This is a genomic window from Pseudomonas sp. OVF7 (assembly GCF_030644265.1).
Classification (GTDB): Bacteria; Pseudomonadota; Gammaproteobacteria; order Pseudomonadales; family Pseudomonadaceae; genus Aquipseudomonas; species Aquipseudomonas gorinensis.
This window is the reverse complement of record NZ_CP128996.1, coordinates 4116766-4134947: the sequence shown is the minus strand read 5'-3', so window position 1 is coordinate 4134947 and position 18182 is coordinate 4116766. Positions and strand designations below refer to the sequence as shown.

The following is an 18182-nucleotide window of genomic DNA, read 5'->3' as shown; positions in this document are numbered from 1 at the left end:
TCCAATCAATGACAGCCACAGGAGTTACGTAACTGCAGGGTCGGCGCCAGGCGCACACTCTGGAGGGGTGCGTCAGGCGACGCCATACGTTGCAGCAACAGGTCGACCGCGCGGGCGCCGAGGGCCTTGACCGGCTGCGCGATCAGGCTCAGGCGCGGCACGAAAAAGTCCGCCCAGTCAAAATCATCAAAGCCCACCAGGGCCATTTGCCTCGGCACTTCGAGCTGCGCGTCACGCAAGGCGTGCATCGCGCCGAGGGTCATCAGGTTATTGCCGGCCATGATCGCGGTGGGTGGCGCAGCCAGGCCCAGCAACTGCACGGTGGCCTGGCGCGCCGGCTCGCTGTTGGAACCGCCATTGACCAGCAGCTGCGGATCAAACGCCAGCCCTGCCGCGTGCAAGGCGGCGCGGTAACCGGCGACCCGTTCATCCGTGGTGCTGAACCCCGTACGCCCGGCAATAAACCCAATCCGGCGATGCCCATGGGCGATCAAGTGCTCAATCAGCGCCTGAGTGGGTTGGGTATTCTCGACCCCGACCTGGTCAAAGTGCTCGCTCATCATCCGATCCACCAGCACCGCCGGTATCTCGTTGGCCTTCAGGTACTCCAGGGCCAGCGAGCCGTTCGACGGCGCCAGCACAATGCCGTCGACGCGTCGGTGATGCAGCGCCGTGACCACCCGCAGCTCCTGCTCGGGGTCATCATGGGTGTCGACGAACAGCATCATGTAGCCGTGTTTGGCGCACTCGGTTTCAATCGCGTGCACCGTCTCGCTGAAGTAATGGTTGGACAGCGCCGAGATCGCCACGCCGATCGTGCTGGTGCTCGAGCGTGCCAGCGAGCGTGCCAGGGTGTTGGGGATGTACCCCAACTCCTGGATCGCGCGCTGTACCGCCTGCACCGTGGCCGAGCTGACTTTGCGGGTGCCGTTCAACACATGTGACACGGTCGATGTCGACACCCCCGCCCTGCTTGCGACGTCATCCATGGTGACCACGGCGCCGTTCCTCTCAATGAATCAATGTTTGCTCGACCAGCCGCTGTAGGTGCCGACGTTGTCACGGGTGATCAGTTTGGGCGTGAGCAGGGTCACCGCTTCGGCCGGGGCCTTGTCATTGAGCAGGTCATTGCCGATGTTCACCGCTGTCTGCGCCATGACCCACGGGTCCTGGCTGGCAGATGCCTGGATCTGTGTGTCGGTCTTGAGCGCATGTTCGATATCCGGCGCGCCGTCCACCGACGTAATGATGATGCCGCTGCGCTTGAGCTGCTTGGCCGCCAGGTCGCTGCCGATGGCTTGCGGGTCGTTGATCGCGAACAGGCCGTCGATGCTCGGGAAGCGGGTCAGGTAACCCTGCATGGCGTTCAGGCCGCCTTCGCGCGAGCCCTTGCCGTCCTGGTCGTCGGACAGCACCTTGATGTCGGGTGCCGCGGCCAGGGCGGCCTTGCAACCTTTGACGCGATCGGTCACCGCCGTGACTTGCGGGCCGTTCTGGATAATCACGTTGCCCTTGCCCTTGAGCTTGTCCACCAGGAACTGGCAGGCCAGCTTGCCGGCTTCGACGTTGTCGGTCTGCACGGTGGCATTCACGCCCTTGGCGTCCACGTCCACGGCCACCACGACAATCCCGGCGTCGCGCGCTTTCTTGATCGCCGAGGCCATGGCAGAAGGGTCGACGGCGTTGATCAGGATCAGGTCGACCTTGGACGAGATGAAGTTGTCGATCTGCGAGAACTGCTTGCTCAGGTCATAGTCGGCCGACACCGAGGTCACCTTGACGTCGGGGTTCAGAGCCTTGGCCCTTGCGGTTGCGCCGTCGGCCAGGGTCACGAAATACGGGTTGCCGAGCGAGCCCATGCTGATGCCGAGGGCTTTGAGCTCGCGGGCTTCAACGGCTTGGGACATCAGGGCGGCCAAGGCCATGACGGGGAACAGATGTTTAAGGTTCATGCGGGTCTCTCTTGTGATTGTTGTATGAGTGAATTCAGGTGCGCGCACCGGATTGGCGATAACGATCCAGCGCCACTGCGCCGATGATCACGATGCCCTTGATGATGTACTGCCAGATATCCGACACCCCCAGCAGCACCAGGCCATTGGTGAGTACCGCAATGATCAGGGCGCCGATCAACGTGCCGCCGATGGTGCCGACCCCGCCGGTAAAGCTGGTGCCGCCGAGGATCACGGCGGCAATCGCGTCCAGTTCATAGGATTGCCCCAGTTGCAGGCCGTTGGCGGCGAACAGGCGCGAGGCGCTCATCACCGCACCGAGCCCGGCCAGCGCACCGGACATGGCATAGACAAACAGCAGCACTTTCCACACCTTGATTCCGGAGAGCCGCGCCGCTTCGGGGTTGCCGCCCACCGAATAGATCTGCACGCCCATCACGGTGCGACGCAGGATGAACCACGACAGGGCCACCACCGCCACGGCGATCACCACCAGCCACGGCACGCCGAGGATCGAGTCATTGCCGATAAAGGCAAAAGGCAGGTCGGGGTTGAACACCGTCTTGTCATCGGCGAGTAAGCGCGCCAGGCCGCGCATGGCGGTCAAGGCCCCGAGGGTGACGATAAACGGCGGCAGGCGCATGAAGGCAATCAGCCCGCCGTTGACCAGGCCCAGCAACAGGCCAAAGCCGATACCGGCGGCGATACCGAACATGCCGAACTGCGGCGACATCGACGCCTGCAACGCCACCACGGCCGACGCCGCCAGGATCGCCCCCACCGACAGGTCGATGCCCGCCGTGAGGATCACAAAGGTCATGCCCGCTGCCAGCACCACATTGACCGACGCCTGCTGGGTGATGATCGACAGGTTCTGCATCGTCAGGAAGTTTTCACTGGCCAGGGCAAAGCCCACCAGCAGCAGGATCAGCACCGGCAGCATGCCGACCGTGCGCATCAGCCCTCGGACGCGTTCGGCCTTGCCGACAGCCGGGAGGGTCATCGTGTTGTGTGAATCAGCCATGGGCAACCACCTGATCGCCACCAGTGGCGAGGTCAATAATACGTTCCTGGGAAATGACGTGGCCGGAAGCCCCGCCGACTTCGGCCACCAACTGGCCTTCGCGCATGATCAGCACACGGTCGCAGGTGCCGATGATTTCCGGCAATTCGCTGGAGATCACCACGATGCCGACGCCCGCCTGGGCCAGTTGGTTGATGATGCGGTAGATCTCGGACTTGGAGCCGATGTCCACGCCCCGCGTCGGTTCGTCGAGGATCAGCACATGCGGCTTGACCTCCAGCAGCCGCGCCAGCAAGACCTTTTGCTGGTTGCCACCGGACAACGCCCCCACATTGACCTTGCCCGAGGCCACGCGGATCGACAGTGACTTGATCGCGTCATTCGAGCGTTGCGCGGCATGCCGACGATCGAGTACGCCACCGGCATGAGCGTCGGGCACACAGGCACAGACATTGATGTTGTCGGCCACGCTCATGTCGAGGAACAGGCCCTGGGCCTTGCGGTCTTCGGTGAGGTAGACCACGCCGGCCCGAATCGCATCGGCCGGGTTGCGCAGTTGGGTCACGCGCTCGCCCACCACTTCCAGGGTGCCGGAGGTGCGCGGGTCGGCGGCGAAAATCAGTCGCGCCAGTTCGGTGCGCCCTGCCCCGACCAAACCGGCAATGCCCAGCACTTCACCGGCATGCAGGTCGAAACTGCAATTGCGCACGCGCTTGCCATCGGCCATGTCACGCACGCGCATCACCACGTTGCCGGGGTTATAGGCGGCGTGTTCCTTTTTGTAGAAACCGGAGAGGTCGCGGCCCACCATCATTTTCACCAACACCTCGGCCGACAGCGCGTCGCGGGTCAATTCGCCGATGTATTGGCCGTCGCGCAGCACCGAGACGCGGTCCGACAGCTCGTAGATCTCGGCCATACGGTGGCTGATATAGATGATCGCCAGGCCCTGGCTGCGCAGTTGCTTGATCAGCGCGAACAGGCGGTCGGTCTCGCGGGACGACAGCGGCGTGGTCGGCTCGTCCATCACCAGCAACTTGGCGTGGGCATGCAAGGCGCGGGCGATTTCCACCAATTGGCGCTCGGCGATCGACAGGCTGCTGACCTGGGTTGCCGGGGTGAACTCGGCGCCCAGGCGTTGCAGCACCTCGACGCAACCGGCCTGCATGCCCTGGCGGTCGATGGTCCAGCCACGACGCAGTTCCCGGCCCAGGTAGATATTCTCGGCCACGCTCAGGTTCGGGCACAGGCTCAGTTCCTGATAGATCACGGCGATGCCGAGGGCTTTGGCGGTGGCGGGCGTGAAGGTGGCGACACGCTGGCCGGCGATGCGGATTTCGCCGCCGGGATCGGCCTGGTAGGCGCCGGAGAGGATTTTCATCAGGGTCGATTTGCCGGCGCCGTTCTCCCCCATCAAGGCGTGGATTTCGCCGGGGTAGACCTTCAGGCCGACATTCTTGAGCACACGCAAACCGTTGAAGGTTTTGCTGATGCCCTGCATCTCAAGCAAGGGTTCAAGGCTCATGACTGAGCTCCTGGTTTTATTATTTTTGTCTATCGACCCCTTGGATCAGAGCCGATTGCCACCGACTCTAATCAGATACATTTACTTACGCAAGCGCTTGCGTGCGCCGTTTGTCGCTAGAAGAAACGTTTCACCAAGCGCTTTAATCGCAATTTCAGCCTTTGTAGCGTTTCGGCAGCATGCGCACCAGGGTGTTATCGCGCACCCAGTAATGGTGGAACAACCCCGCCGCCGCGTGCAGGCCGATCAACCAATAGCCGGCGCTGCCCAGCCACTCATGCCAGTGCTTGAACTGCCGGGCCAGGTCCGGGTCCGGTGCGACCAGCGTTGGTAAGCCGAACTCGAAATACGGCACCGGCTTGCCTGCGGCATTGAGCATCAGCCAGGCCAGCAGTGGCGTGATGATCATCAGGCCGTACAACGCCAGGTGCATCAGGTGCGATGCAGCCGTTTGCCAGGCGGGCGGTCGCGGCACAATCGCCGGGCGTGGCGCCAGGCGTCCCAGCAGACGCAGCCAGACCAGCACGAATATGCCAATCCCGAACAGCGCATGGCCACCGAGGAACACGCCCTTGAGCGCATGCCCGCGGGGCAGCAGGCCTTTGATTTCGATACAGGCGTACACGCCAACGAACAGCGCGAGCATCAGCCAGTGCAGGCTCATCGACAGCCTTGCGTAGCGCGTTGTCATCTGGTTTTCGGTCATGGGAAAGGAGCCTTATGCAGGAAGGGTGGCCGGTTTCGGCCTCGAAGCGTCGGCGTCACCCTGCCTGCGAAGTCTTAAGGCAGTCTGAAGATCGGCCGATCGATCATTTTCACCACCTTCAGACTTCGTTAAGAAATGCCTCCGATACTCCACCCAACTTCACTTGGGAGACGTATCGCCAATGCCCGACATCGATTGGAGCGTTCGCTTGCCGCTGCTGTTTGGCCAGGCCGACAGTACGCCGCTATGCCTCGCCCGTGCCCTGCCCCAAGACCCTCAGCGCGCGGAATTCGAGGCGTTTATCCAACAGCGTTTTCGCATTGCCCACGGCGCCGATATCCGCCACTTCATGCCGCAGTTGTTTGGCGTGAGCCAGGCCAACGGTGAACTGTGTGCCGTCGCCGGGGTGCGCCTGGCGAACGCAGAACCGTTGTTCCTGGAACGTTACCTGGACCATCCGATCGAGCCACTGATCAGTGCCGCCGCCGACCAACCGGTGGAGCGCGGGGCCATTGCCGAAGTCGGCAACCTGGCCGCCAGCGATACCGGCAGCGCCCGCCTGAGCATCATCGCCATCACCTGGCTGCTGGCCATGGGTGGCCTGGAGTGGGTGGCGTTCACCGGCAATATCGGCCTGGTCAACAGCTTCCACCGCCTCGGCTTGAAGCCGGTCACCCTGTGCGCCGCCGACCCGCAGCGCCTGGGCGATGACCGCCATCACTGGGGCAGTTACTACGAAAGCCAACCTTGGGTGCATGTCGGCAATATCCGCGCCGGCTTTATCCATTTGCGCAACATGGGCCTGTTCTCACGCCTGGGGTTGCCTACCACGATTGAGGACGCCAGCCATGTCGCCTGAAACCCGCCGCTTCCACGCCGTGCTTCGCGGTTACGCCGAGCGCAATGACGGTGCTATCGCCTTGTGGGGCGACACCTTGAAGATGGATTACACCTCACTGTTCGCCGAAGTCGAGTACCGCCGCGAACGCCTGCGCGACGAAGGCGTGAAAGTGGTCGCCCTGGCCTTGGACAATGGCGTCGAGGCCATGCTGTGGGACCTGGCGGTGCTGTTCGAGGGGCTGACCTGCCTGACCCTGCCGCCGTTCTTCAGCCCGGCACAGCGCGCCCACTGCCTGCAACAAAGCCACGCTGAGCGGGTGCTCGCCGAGCCCCACCTGGAGGCTGAACTGCTCGCCAGTGGCTACCGTCAATCCGGCGAATTCTGGTGCCGTACGTTTGAAGGCCGCCCTTCGATGCCATCGGCTACCGCCAAGCTGACCTTCACCTCCGGCACCACTGGGGCGCCCAAGGGCGTGTGCCTGAGCGCCGACAGCCTGTTGCGGGTGGCCCGTGAGTTGTACCAGGCCAGCCACGTCACCGACCCACGCCATCACCTGGCCTTGTTGCCCATTGCGATTTTGCTGGAGAACCTCGGTTGCTACGCCGCGTTGTATGCCGGCGCCACCTTGAGCCTGCCCAGCCAGAAGAGCCTGGGTATCCAGGGCGCCAGCGCGGTGGACGCAGCGCAATTGCTCGGTTGCCTGGCGGCACGCCAGCCCCACAGCCTGATCCTGGTGCCGCAGTTACTGTTGATGTTGGTCATCGCCGCCGAGCAAAAGGCATTCAGCCCCCTGGGGCTGCGCTTCGCCGCGGTCGGCGGTGCGCGCGTCTCCAAGGCCTTGTTGCAACGGGCGCACCACTTGGGCATGCCGGTGTACGAAGGCTACGGGCTCTCGGAATGCGCTTCGGTGGTGTGCCTGAACCGCCCTGAGGCCAACCGGCCGGGAAGTGTCGGCCGGCCCCTGCCCCACGTGGAAATCCGCCTGGCCGAAGACGGTGAAGTGCTGATCAAGGGATCGACCCTGCTCGGCTACCTGGGCCAGCCCGGCCAGCCCGAACAATGGTGGCCCAGCGGCGACCTGGGCGCCTTCGACGAAGACGGTTTTCTCTACCTCAAGGGCCGCAAGAAACATCAGTTCGTCACCAGTTACGGGCGCAACGTCAACCCGGACTGGGTCGAGGCCGAACTGACCCAGGGCGGGGTCATCGCCCAGGCGTTCGTGTACGGCGAAGCACTGCCGCAGAACCATGCCCTGCTGTGGCCCCATCGCGCCGACTGCAGCGACGCCCAACTGGCCGCCGCCGTGGCCGAGGCCAATAGCAGCCTGCCGGACTACGCCCAGGTGCATCGCTGGACGCGCCTGGCAGAACCCTTCACCGCCGCCAATGGCTTGCTCACCGCCAATGGCCGGCCACGGCGCGACGCCATCGTCGCCCGTTATCAAACCCAGCTTGCCCCTGCACTCAACGAGGAAACCTCATCGTGAATTTTTTCGACTCGCTGCAAGAAGCCACCCAACAGGAACGCAACGCACTGTTCAACCTGCCGATCATCCGCGATGCCATGGAAGGCAAGGTCAGCCTGGAAAGCTATCGCGCATTCCTGGCCCAGGCCTACTACCACGTACGGCATACCGTGCCGTTGATGATGGCTTGCGGCGCGCGCTTGCCCTCGCGCCTGGAATGGCTGCGCAAGGCCGTTTGCGACTACATCGAAGATGAATATGGCCATGAGCAATGGGTGCTGGATGACATCGCCGCCTGTGGCGGCGACAAGGCGGCGGTACGCGATGGGCGCCCTGGGTTGCCCATCGAATTGATGGTCAGCTACCTCTATGACCTGATCGCCCGTGACAACCCGGTTGGCCTGTTCGGCATGGTCAATGTGCTGGAAGGCACCAGTATCGCCCTGGCCACCCATGCCGCCGATAGCATCCGCGATCGCTTGCAACTGCCGGCCACCGCGTTCAGCTACCTGAGCTCCCACGGTTCCCTGGACATCGGCCACATGGAAACCTACCGCCGCTTGATGAACAGCCTGGATGATCCTGAAGACCAGGCCGCCGTGATCCGCGCATCCAAGGTGGTGTACGCGCTCTACACCGATATGTTCCGCAGCCTGCCGCGCCTTGGGGAGGCTTCCCATGCGCCTGTCTGACGCCCGCGTGGTGCTGACCGGCGCCAGCGGTGGGATTGGCCTGGCGATTGTGTCCGCCCTCTGCGCCAGTGGCGCGCGGGTGCTGGCCGTGGCCCGTCATCGTGGGCCGTTGGAAGGTTTGCTTGAACGCTATCCGCAGCAATTGTGCTGGGTAAGCGCCGACCTGACCTTTCTCGCCGACCGGCGCAAAGTGCTGGCCGCCGCCGAAGCCATCGGCGGCGTGAACCTGCTGATCAACGCCGCCGGGATCAATCACTTCGCGATGCTGGAGCAACTGGACGACAACGAAATCAACGGGATGCTGGCGCTGAACATCACGGCGCCCATCTGCCTGACCAAGCTGCTGTTACCCATGCTCAAGCAGGCGCCAAGCGCCATGGTGGTGAACGTCGGCTCTACCTACGGCTCCATCGGCTACCCCGGCTATGCCACCTACTGCGCCACCAAGTTCGCCTTGCGCGGCTTTTCTGAAGCGCTGCGCCGGGAACTGGCCGATACCCGCGTCGGGGTGCTGTACGTCGCCCCGCGCGCCACCCATACCAAGATGAACAGCCCCGCCGCGCAAGCCTTGAACGATGCGCTCAAGTCCAACGTCGACGACCCGCACACCGTGGCTTCAGCCGTGATCCAGGCGATTGCCAACGAGCGTCGCGATCTGTACCTGGGCTGGCCGGAGCGTTTCTTTGTGCGCCTTAACAGCCTGCTGCCCAACCTGGTCGACCGAGGCTTGCGCAAACAACTGCCGTTGGTACGCCGCTTGAGCGACAAACCCGAGAATGAGGACCTGAAACCATGAAACGACTTTTCGTTGCGCTGCTGCTCACCGCCCTGAGCCCCTTGACCTGGGCGCTGGAGGCCGCTGACCAGCAACGCCTGAACGACATCCAGACGCGCTGGGCCCATATCCAATACAACCTGCCTGAAGAGCAGCGAACCCAGGCGTTCGAACAATTGGCCACCCAGGCAACGGCCTTCACCCAGGCCCGCCCCCAGGCTGCCGAGGCGTGGATCTGGTCGGGGATTGTCACCAGCAGTTGGGCCGGTGCCCAGGGCGGGCTGGGCGCGTTGAGCAAGGTCAAGGCGGCCAAGGTCGACCTGGAAAAAGCGCTGGCCCTGGACCCCAAGGCCCTGCAAGGCTCGGCCTATACCAGCCTGGCGGCCCTGTATGATCGCGTCCCCGGTTGGCCCATTGGCTTCGGCGATGCCGACAAGGCCGAACAGTTGCTCAAACAGGCCTTGCAACTGAACCCGGCGGGCATTGATAGTCTGTACTTCTGGGGTGACCACCTGTACCGGCAAAAACGCTATGGCGAAGCCCGTGATGCCCTGCAAAAAGCCCTGCTGGCCGCCCCCCGGCCGGGTCGGGAAACCGCCGATGCCGGGCGGCGCAAAGAGATCGAAAGCGTGCTGGCCGACATCAACAAAAAACTCAACTGACAGGAGTCTGCGTGCGCCTATTACTGATCGAGGATGACGTGGCATTGGGTGAAGGTATTCACCAGGCGCTGGTGCGTGAGGGCTACACCGTCGATTGGCTGCAAGACGGCAGCAGTGCCTTGCATGCCTTGCTCAGCGAAACCTTTGACGTGGTGGTGCTCGATCTCGGCCTGCCGCGCATGGATGGCTTGGAGGTGCTGCGACGCCTGCGCGACAGCGGCTCGAACCTGCCGGTGCTGATCCTCACGGCGCGGGACGCCACCGAAGACCGCATCGCCGGGTTGGATGCCGGCGCCGACGATTACCTGGTCAAGCCCTTCGACCTGGCCGAACTCAAGGCGCGCCTGCGTGCCCTGCTACGGCGCAGCGCCGGACGTGCGCGGGTGATGATCGAACACGCGGGCATTTGCCTGGATCCGAGCACACAGCAAGTCAGCTACCACGGCGAACCGGTGCTGCTCACGCCCAAGGAATATCAACTGCTGCACGAACTGCTGTCGCCGCCAGGCCGCGTGATGACCCGTGACCAGCTGATGCAACTGCTCTACGGCTGGAACGAAGAAGCCGAAAGCAACACCCTGGAGGTGCACATCCATCACCTGCGCAAGAAGTTCTCCAGCGAACTGATCCGTACCGTTCGCGGCGTCGGCTACCTGGTGGAGGAGCGCGGATGACCTCGATTCGGCGGCGCACCCTGACCCTGATCATCGGCCTGATGCTCGCCGGATTGCTGGTGATCAGTGTGCTGAACCTGCACGACAGCAATCACGAAATCGCCGAAGTCTACGATGCGCAACTGGCGCAGAACGCACGCCTGGTCCAGGGCGTCATGAGCATGCCACTGGCGAGCAAAGACCAGACCGAGCTGTATCGCGCCTTCAACAAAGCCTTGGGCGAAGCCATGCCCAAGGTGGATGGGCACCCTTACGAAAGCAAGATTGCCTTCCAGGTGTGGAACCCCCAGGGCGAACTGCTGGTGTTTACCGCCAGTTCACCGTCATTCGCCACGCCCCCGGAACAACCGGGCTATAGCAATATCGACGACCTCAATGGCCGGCAATGGCGCGGCTTCGTGCTCAAGGACAAGGACAATGGCCTGCGCATTTGGGTGGGCGAGCGCGACGATGTGCGCTCCGACCTGGTCCAGCGCATCGTGCGGCATACCTTGTGGCCGAATGTGCTGGGCAGCCTGATCCTTGCCGCCATGGTCTGGCTGGCGATTGGCTGGGGGCTCAAGCCCTTGGCCGACATGGCGGCCACCTTGCGTGCACGGCATTCCGGTTCCCTGGAACCGATGCAACTGACGCCCTTGCCCATGGAGCTGGAACCGATGCAGGCGGCGTTGAACCGTATGCTCGCGCAAATCCAGGACATGCTGGGCCGCGAGCGACGCTTTATTGCCGACGCCGCCCACGAAATGCGCACGCCCCTGGCGGTATTGCGGGTGCATGCGCAAAACCTGCTGGAAGCCGGCACCGAAACCGAGCGGCGCGAGTCCCTGGCCTTCCTGATCGCCGGTGTCGACCGCACCAGCCGCCTGGTCAACCAGTTGCTGACCATGGCACGCCTGGAACCGAGCGCCGGGCAGCCAGCGGTACAGGCGATCGACCTGGCGACAACGGTGCGTGAAACCCTGATCCAGTTGACCCCCTGGTTGCTGAGCAAGGACTTGGAACTGGTGCTCGAGGTCGACGATGCGCCGTACCAGGTGACGACCGACGCCGGCGCGATCGATATCGCCTTGACCAACCTGGTGACCAACGCGGCGAATTTCTCCCCGGAACATGGGGTGATCACCGTGGGTTTGTGCAAAAACGCCGAGTATTTCGCCCTGACCATCGACGACCAGGGCCCCGGCATCGATGAGGCCCAGCGCGACCGGCTCTTCGAGCGGTTTTACAGCCGCGGCAATGCCAAGGGGGCGGGCCTGGGCCTGACGATCGTACAAACCATCGCCCAGCGCCTGGGGGGGCGGGTGCGCCTTGAAAACCGGGAAACCGGTGGCCTGCGAGCGACCCTGGAGATCCCGATGCGCGCGCACGTTACCTGAGCAGTGTGCCCAGCCACATTGCGCCGGTCAGCAGCACTTGCCCGGCGATCACGTAGGCGGCGAATGTGCGGCCGCCGCTGACCCAGGCCACCAGGCACTTGCTCAGCGCGTTGCAACTGACCACCAGCAATATCGGAATGGACGCAGCCTCCAGGGACAACTGGCCGCTGGTGGCCAGGGCGGCAATCGAGGCGATGGACGCGTGGGCGTCGGCGAAACCACTCAAGGTCGCGGTTAACATCACCCCCACCTGGCCGAAGTGATGGAGCATCACTGACGACAGGAAGGTAATGCCGGTCAGGGTCAAGACCATGATCAGCGCCAGCTTGAGGTCGAATGCACCGCCGACCTTGATGATTTGGCTGGCCGCTGTCGTCGGCGCGCGCAGCATCAGGGCTGCCCCATACAACGCGGTAGTGGCAAACCCGGCGAGCAGCGGCCAGGCCATCTGCGAAAGCAGCCTCGGCTCCACGGCGCCGAGGATCAGCGCCATTTGGGTCACGGTGGCAATATTCGAAAAAATCGCCGCTGCCGCGAGGGTGCGCAGGTGCTGCGGCTCCTTGCCGACGATCTGGCCCATGGCGGCCACGGTCACCGTGCTGGAAGCGAACCCCGAAGCAATGGCGCCCACGACGTAGCCATACCGCGGCCCAAGCGCGCGCACCGCCACATGGCCCACCGCCCCTACCGCCATCAACAACACCGTCAAGGTACAGATAGTGCGCGGGTTAAGCGCACCATAGGGGCCGATAAAGCGATCCGGCGCCAGCGGCAACACCACCAGCGCCACGATCAGCAGCAACAGCCCGTCACGCATTTCGATGTCGGTCAATTGGATGCGGGCAAAGTTATGCAGTTTGTCGCGGTAGGCCAGCAAACCGGCGACGACGACGCCGATGGCGATAGCCCGTTCGGGGGCGTCCCCACACCCTGCGCCCAATACCAGCACCATGAGCAAGGTGACTTCGCTGGTGATGCCCGGGTCTTTATCCTGGCTCTTCCAGTACGCCGTGCTGGCGATCACCGCCAGGCAGCCGGCGATCAGCCCCAACAACAGGCCGCCACCGACTTGCTGCGTCACATAGCCTAATAACGCGGTGATGGAATAAGTGCGCAAACCGGCAAAAGCGCGCAGTTCGCCCTGCCCCTTGCGACGTTCGCGCTCAAGCCCGATCAGCATGCCGATACCCAGCGCCGCAGCGGCACCGGCCAGGTCGAGGGTGTGCGTCATCCATACCCGCCGGTGCGAATCAAAGCCGGTGCAGAACCTGTGGTGCCCCTTGGCGCGGCGACGCTTGGCCAGGGATGAGGTGCGTCCAGCCGTGCCCGCAGGCGGTGCACGAAGTCTTCGGCTGCGGCCAGGCTGGTGAAATGCACGAACCAGGCGTCCATATGTACTGTCCAGCGCAGCGGCGCCTGTTGTTGTGTGATGGTGATCAGCATCCTTGGCCTCGGCTGGCGCCCCCAGGCGCCTTCAGGGAGTAATCGCGACCTTCATGACGCCATCGCGTTGATGGGCAAACAGCTCATAGGCCGCCTCGATATCGTCGAGCTTGAAGCGGTGGGTCACCAGGGGCGACAGGTCCACCCCGCCGCTGGCAACCACGGCCATCAAGCGGCGCATGCGCTCCTTGCCGCCGGGGCACAGGGTCGACACGATGCTGTAATCCCCCAGCCCCGCACTGAAGGCGTCATAGGGAATGTGCAGGTCACTGGAATACACCCCCAGGCTGGACAGGCGCCCACCGGGGCGCAGCACGCGCAAGGCCGACTCGAAGGTGCCCTGGGTGCCCAGGGCTTCGATCGCCACGTCGACCCCACGGCCGTCCGTGAGCGCCATGATTTGCTCGACCACATTGCCTTTCTTGAAATCGACGATATGGGTAGCGCCGAGGCTGCGGGCGACGTTCATGCGTTCACTGACCCCGTCGACCCCGATAATCATCGAGGCGCCTTTAAGGCGTGCCCCCGCCACCGCGCACAAGCCGATCGGCCCCAGGGCGAATACCACCACCGTGTCGCCAATGCTCACCTCGCCGCGCTCGGCCCCGGAAAACCCGGTGGACATGATGTCCGGGCACATCAGCACCTGTTCGTCACTTAAACCGTCGGGGATCGGGCACAGGTTGGCCAGCGCATCGGGGACCAGCACGTATTCGGCCTGGCAGCCGTCGAGGGTATTGCCGAATTTCCAGCCCCCCGCAGCGCGAAAGCCATGCCGTGTATCGGGGCCGTCCTGGGAGCCACACCCGCACAGGCAGGCGTAGCTTTGCCCGCTGGGGGTGATGGCGCCGGCGATCACCCGCTGGCCTTCGACAAACCCGCGAACCTGGGACCCCAGCCGCTCAATCACGCCCACCGGTTCATGGCCCACGGTCAGGCCTTTGGCGACCGGGTACTCGCCGCGCAGGATATGCACGTCGGTACCGCAGATGGTGGTGGTGGTAATGCGCACCAAGGCGTCCAACGGACCGACTTCGGGAATGGGTTTGTCGTCCAGGACGATGCGGTTTTTTTCAACGAAGACAGCTGCTCTCATGGTTGCCATGCTGTGACCTCCTGGGCCGGAAAAGCCTGATTGGCGACCAGACTGCGCCGCGAACGCACGGCACAAGTTGATCATGATCAACAATCCCCGGATTGATCATGGCCCCTGACCGCGCATCGTTGACCTGGCTCCCGCTCAAGGCGACTTGATGCAAGTCAAACCGCCACCGGCGCCCGGCGCGATGATGTCAGGCAGGCACCATTGCCCGCTGCTATCCGCCGCTTACCCAAGGGAGATTGCCCATGTCCACTCAAGCCCGTTACTTGTTGCTGGTTTCACCATTGATGGAGCACAGTCCGGCCTTCGACAGGGCCGCGGCCCTGGCCAAGGCCGAAGGCGCCGCGCTGCACATCCTGGCCTTTGATTACCTGGAAGGCCTGGCCACCGCCGGCCTGGTCAATGAACAGGCGCTGGAACAGATGCGCCTGGGCTACGTCGAGCGTCATCATCAATGGCTGGAGGACCAGGCCCGGCCGTTACGCAATCTCGGGCTGACGGTCACCACCGAGGTGGCCTGGGTGGAACGCCCGCTGCAGGAGATATTGGTGCGCCTGCGGGAAGAGCCGATGGCCGTGGTAATCAAGGCGCTGGAGCATGAGTCGCTGCTGTCGCGGCTGATGTTCACGCCACTGGATGTGCACCTGATTCGCGAATGCCCGGTGCCACTGCATTTTGTCAGCGGTGCGCAACATGCCTTGCCGCGCAAGATCGTGGCCGCCGTGGACCCGTTCCATCGCAATGAGCACTATGACGACCTTAACGACCGCATCCTGCATGAAGCGGTCAAGTTGGCCACCGCCTGCGATGCCGAGGTGGAAGTGGTGTACGCCCATGACCTGTCCGACCTGGGCGCCCAGGAGTACGGGTTTGGCAGCGGCGCCGGCTTCTTCTCGTCGGTCGCCGCCAAGCGTTTGTTCGACGAACAGGGGCAGGCCTTCAATGACCTGGCCGCGCGCAACGGGATCCCGCCAGCACAGCGCCATATGATCCTGGGCAACCCGGCGAAAGTGCTGTCCAGCTACGCCGATGCCTACAATGTCGATGTGATTGTCATGGGGCGGGTCGGCCATCACGGGCTGTCGCGCTTACTGGGTAGTACCGCCGAATCGCTGTTGTACAAGATGCCGTGCAGCGTCTGGATGGTGAAGCCCGAAATCGTTGATTGATCACACGCACTTTGCTCGCCCCCGCGGCACTATTCGTCGCGGGGGTACTTCGCGCCAAAACAATTCATTTGGATGCCTCAGCCTGACGCCAGGCATTCGGAACCCTCCAGCCGTCTAAATATATAAGTCCGCACCTAGCTTTTTTCATCACGTGTTGTTTAGTGTTATCTAGACAACCGGCAAGTGTGCAAGAGGCTTTTTTAAAATGAAGTCGACACCAATACTTGTACAAACGCAAAATTTAAGGACAGCTTGCGCCAATTGCAGCGTTCTAGAGTTGTGTTTACCCATCGGTCTGAACGATAGCGAAGTGAGCCGCCTGGATACACTTATTCCCCAACGGGTCAAAGTTAAAAAGGGCGCCTCGCTGTATCGCACCGCAGACCCGCTGCGCTCGCTCTACGCCGTGCGAACCGGCTTTTTCAAGACCTGTATTGTCTCCCTGGACGGTCGCGAACAAGTCACCGGCTTCCAGATGGCCGGGGAAATGCTCGGCCTGGACGCCATCAGCGCCGAGCAGCATGCCTGCCATGCCGTGGCCCTGGAAGACAGCGAAGTGTGTCCGATTCACTTCCACCAACTTGAACGGCTGGCCAGCCAGATTCCATCGCTGCAACATAACTTGAACAAGATCATGAGCCGCGAAATAGTGCGTGATCACAGTATGTTATTACAAATGGGCAATATGAATGCCGATGAGCGACTGGCCGCGTTTGTATTGAATCTATCGGCGCGCATGAGTACGCGCGGTTATTCATCCCGCTCTTTTGTATTACGGATGAGACGCGAAGAAATCGGCTCTTACTTGGGCCTGCGCCTGGAGACGGTATGCCGCAGTATCGCGCAACTGCGCAAACTGGGCCTGGTGCATATCAGCGCTCGCAATGTCGACATTCTCGATATGCCGCAACTCAAGATGTTTATTGCCGGCTGTCATCGGCATGGGCCGGAGTGATGCTGATCTGATCCAGGTCAGCTTTAACGGTCGGTAAAGGCGTACAAACCAATGGAAAAGACGCTGTTTCAATCCCGTCCAACCTTCGGAGGTCATGCCATGCCCACCCTCGCAGAACACAACAGGCAAGCCGATGCCGCCTATAAGGAGGCAGCCCCCCACGAACACTGGATCGACGAACTCAAAGACGGCCGCCACGTGCTGATACGTCCGTTGACCGCCGCCGATCGAGAGCGCGAATACGATTTCATCAAGAACCTGTCCCCCGAGTCGCGGCACGCGCGCTTCCTGGGTGAAATCAACGAGCCCGGCAAGCGCCTCATGGATCAGTTGATGAATGTCGATAATCAGCACCGTATGGCCTTTATCGCCCTGGTGCACGACAACGGCAAGCTGATCGAAATCGGCGTGGCTCGCTACGCCGAAGCCAAGGAGCACGAATGCGAATGCGCGGTAACCGTGGCCGATAACTGGCAACAACAGGGCCTGGGGTACATCCTGATGCAGCACCTGATAAAAGCGGCGCGCGCCAACGGGTTCAAACGCATGTACACAATCGACGGGGCCACCAACTCCCGGCTGCGCGACCTGACCCGTGACTTGGGATTCCATAGCGTGATCGATCCGAATGACAGTACCCAGGTGATCAGCAGCATCGAACTCTGAACCGCATGGCCCGCTGACGGGGCGGTTTGCCGCCCCGTCTGCCAATACGCTCGTTGGAGGGCATTCGTTGTCTAAGGGTCCAGCACGCCGCCGCTGTAGCTGTCGGATAAGCGTGTGCCGGTGAATTTGGCCACCACCGCACCCTGGGCCACCAGGCGTTCACGATGGCGGGTGACCATTCGCCCGGTTTGTGCGGCATGCAGCGTTACCTCCGTATCCGGGTCACCAGGGCGCCCGATGATCCTGGCAAAACGCTCCCCCTCCTCGACCGGATCACCCAGGCTTTTTTCGAACACCAGCACACCGGCGCGAGGGGCGAGGACGGTTTCCATGCAGCCCATGTCCACTGCGTCGCCCTGCCATTCGCTGATCGCCGCCAGCTCGTCGACCACGCCATTGATGCACAGCCAGGCCCACAGCCCATCGGCATCCTGTTGTGCCAGGGCATCGCTGACATCCGCTTGCCCACGCAACTCGACGGTCGCGGCCAACTGCGGCGCGGCGTGGTTGATGAGGGTTTCTTCAAAGGAGCCATCACCGCCGTCCTCCCAGACGATCACCACGTCCACCTGCAACGCGGCCGCCAGTGCCAGGCCTTGCTCGGGCCAGAAGCTGCGGTGGATGTAGAGGTAGGGCAGTGCTTCGTCATCGGTGTGCAGGTCCAGCACCAGGTCGGCATCAGCGGCCAGTTGCACCAGGCTCTTTTGCCATTGCGCCAGGTTGCTCGCCGGGCGCTCCATGGCCAGGGAGTGGTCAAATGCGCGGTTGAAATTCTGCCCACTGGCTTCGTGAAAACGCCCCAATAATTTGCCCTGGCGAAACTGGCCGATGCCGAACGGGTTGGCCTGCGGTACCAGCGTCACGCAGCCCTTCAGGCGGCCTTGCTGCTGACAGCGTTGCAAGCGCGGCAGCAGGTGGTGCAGCACCAGCATCCCGGCGATTTCATCGGCGTGAACGCCGGCTTGCAAGTGGACCCTGGGTCCGCTGCCGTCGCCTTCGAAACGCCAGGCGTTGATAGACAGCAGGTTGCCAGCATCGCCGGGCACCTGCCACGAAAGATCGATTGCCATGCCTTGCCCTCCTCTTATCCAACACAAATAAACGACCGTATTTTTGTGGTCAGTGGGCTTGCCTGTGGCCAGTGGGCTTACCTGT

General features: G+C 62.8%; 19 protein-coding genes. 10 read left to right on the top strand and 9 right to left on the bottom strand.

Features of this window, described 5'->3' with window-relative positions; translation table 11 throughout:
- Window positions 1–5 precede the first annotated feature (5 nt).
- From QU606_RS18735 to QU606_RS18715, 5 genes are all read right to left on the bottom strand, one after another.
- A complete protein-coding gene (locus tag QU606_RS18735; protein ID WP_304997320.1) occupies window positions 6–998 on the bottom strand; it encodes a LacI family DNA-binding transcriptional regulator in 993 nt (330 codons plus the stop codon).
- 21 nt (window positions 999–1019) lie between these two features.
- Window positions 1020–1952 (bottom strand): ABC transporter substrate-binding protein, encoded by a 933-nt coding sequence (locus tag QU606_RS18730; RefSeq protein ID WP_304997319.1) that lies wholly within the window; start codon window positions 1950–1952, stop codon window positions 1020–1022.
- A gap of 34 nt (window positions 1953–1986) precedes the next feature.
- A complete protein-coding gene (locus QU606_RS18725) occupies window positions 1987–2955 on the bottom strand; it encodes a hypothetical protein (protein WP_093235470.1) in 969 nt (322 codons plus the stop codon).
- A gap of 13 nt (window positions 2956–2968) precedes the next feature.
- Window positions 2969–4501, bottom strand: coding sequence for a sugar ABC transporter ATP-binding protein (locus QU606_RS18720; protein ID WP_024075545.1), 1533 nt, complete (start codon window positions 4499–4501; stop codon window positions 2969–2971).
- A gap of 154 nt (window positions 4502–4655) precedes the next feature.
- Window positions 4656–5207, bottom strand: a complete 552-nt coding sequence (locus QU606_RS18715) for a cytochrome b (protein ID WP_304997318.1) — start codon at window positions 5205–5207, stop codon at window positions 4656–4658.
- 181 nt (window positions 5208–5388) lie between these two features.
- Here QU606_RS18715 and QU606_RS18710 point away from each other — a divergent pair, with 181 nt between their 5' ends.
- Genes QU606_RS18710 through QU606_RS18680 form a run of 7 tightly spaced genes read left to right on the top strand, consistent with a single transcriptional unit; the run spans window position 5389 to window position 11692 of the window.
- On the top strand, window positions 5389–6066 hold the full coding sequence (locus QU606_RS18710) for a thermostable hemolysin (protein WP_304997317.1): 678 nt from the start codon (window positions 5389–5391) through the stop codon (window positions 6064–6066).
- On the top strand, window positions 6056–7534 hold the full coding sequence (locus QU606_RS18705) for an AMP-binding protein (protein ID WP_024075548.1): 1479 nt from the start codon (window positions 6056–6058) through the stop codon (window positions 7532–7534). Before QU606_RS18710 ends, QU606_RS18705 begins: the two co-directional genes overlap by 11 nt.
- On the top strand, window positions 7531–8205 hold the full coding sequence (locus tag QU606_RS18700) for a TenA family transcriptional regulator (RefSeq protein ID WP_024075549.1): 675 nt from the start codon (window positions 7531–7533) through the stop codon (window positions 8203–8205). The genes QU606_RS18705 and QU606_RS18700 overlap by 4 nt, the downstream gene beginning before the upstream one ends.
- Entirely contained in the window at window positions 8192–9001 is an 810-nt protein-coding gene (locus QU606_RS18695) for an SDR family oxidoreductase (RefSeq protein WP_069076123.1), read from the top strand. Before QU606_RS18700 ends, QU606_RS18695 begins: the two co-directional genes overlap by 14 nt.
- On the top strand, window positions 8998–9642 hold the full coding sequence (locus tag QU606_RS18690) for a tetratricopeptide repeat protein (RefSeq protein WP_069076122.1): 645 nt from the start codon (window positions 8998–9000) through the stop codon (window positions 9640–9642). Before QU606_RS18695 ends, QU606_RS18690 begins: the two co-directional genes overlap by 4 nt.
- Window positions 9643–9653: 11 nt before the next feature.
- Window positions 9654–10316 carry a response regulator gene (locus tag QU606_RS18685; protein WP_024075552.1) on the top strand — a complete coding sequence of 221 codons (663 nt, stop codon included), beginning with the start codon at window positions 9654–9656 and terminating at the stop codon, window positions 10314–10316.
- Window positions 10313–11692, top strand: coding sequence for an ATP-binding protein (locus QU606_RS18680; RefSeq protein ID WP_304997316.1), 1380 nt, complete (start codon window positions 10313–10315; stop codon window positions 11690–11692). The genes QU606_RS18685 and QU606_RS18680 overlap by 4 nt, the downstream gene beginning before the upstream one ends.
- On the opposite strand, the gene QU606_RS18675 is transcribed toward QU606_RS18680, so the two are convergent.
- The 3 genes from QU606_RS18675 to QU606_RS18665 are packed head-to-tail and all read right to left on the bottom strand — an operon-like array spanning window position 11685 to window position 14240.
- Window positions 11685–12923 (bottom strand): MgtC/SapB family protein, encoded by a 1239-nt coding sequence (locus QU606_RS18675; RefSeq protein WP_024075554.1) that lies wholly within the window; start codon window positions 12921–12923, stop codon window positions 11685–11687. The two genes, QU606_RS18680 and QU606_RS18675, sit on opposite strands and share 8 nt — an antisense overlap.
- Window positions 12920–13135 (bottom strand): hypothetical protein, encoded by a 216-nt coding sequence (locus QU606_RS18670; RefSeq protein WP_069076120.1) that lies wholly within the window; start codon window positions 13133–13135, stop codon window positions 12920–12922. The genes QU606_RS18675 and QU606_RS18670 overlap by 4 nt, the downstream gene beginning before the upstream one ends.
- Window positions 13136–13166: 31 nt before the next feature.
- Entirely contained in the window at window positions 13167–14240 is a 1074-nt protein-coding gene (locus QU606_RS18665; RefSeq protein ID WP_024075556.1) for an NAD(P)-dependent alcohol dehydrogenase, read from the bottom strand.
- Between the two features lie 242 nt (window positions 14241–14482).
- On the opposite strand from QU606_RS18665, the gene QU606_RS18660 reads away from it, so the two are divergent.
- From QU606_RS18660 to QU606_RS18650, 3 genes are all read left to right on the top strand, one after another.
- Entirely contained in the window at window positions 14483–15406 is a 924-nt protein-coding gene (locus QU606_RS18660) for a universal stress protein (RefSeq protein WP_069076119.1), read from the top strand.
- A gap of 205 nt (window positions 15407–15611) precedes the next feature.
- A complete protein-coding gene (gene fnr, locus QU606_RS18655; protein WP_150294481.1) occupies window positions 15612–16361 on the top strand; it encodes a fumarate/nitrate reduction transcriptional regulator Fnr in 750 nt (249 codons plus the stop codon).
- 99 nt (window positions 16362–16460) lie between these two features.
- The gene (locus tag QU606_RS18650) at window positions 16461–17027 is read left to right on the top strand and encodes a GNAT family N-acetyltransferase (protein ID WP_168232705.1); all 567 of its coding nucleotides are present in this window, start codon (window positions 16461–16463) and stop codon (window positions 17025–17027) included.
- A 71-nt stretch (window positions 17028–17098) separates the two neighbouring features.
- Here QU606_RS18650 and QU606_RS18645 read toward each other — a convergent pair whose 3' ends face one another.
- Window positions 17099–18097 (bottom strand): succinylglutamate desuccinylase/aspartoacylase family protein, encoded by a 999-nt coding sequence (locus tag QU606_RS18645; protein ID WP_168232706.1) that lies wholly within the window; start codon window positions 18095–18097, stop codon window positions 17099–17101.
- Window positions 18098–18182: the final 85 nt, after the last annotated feature.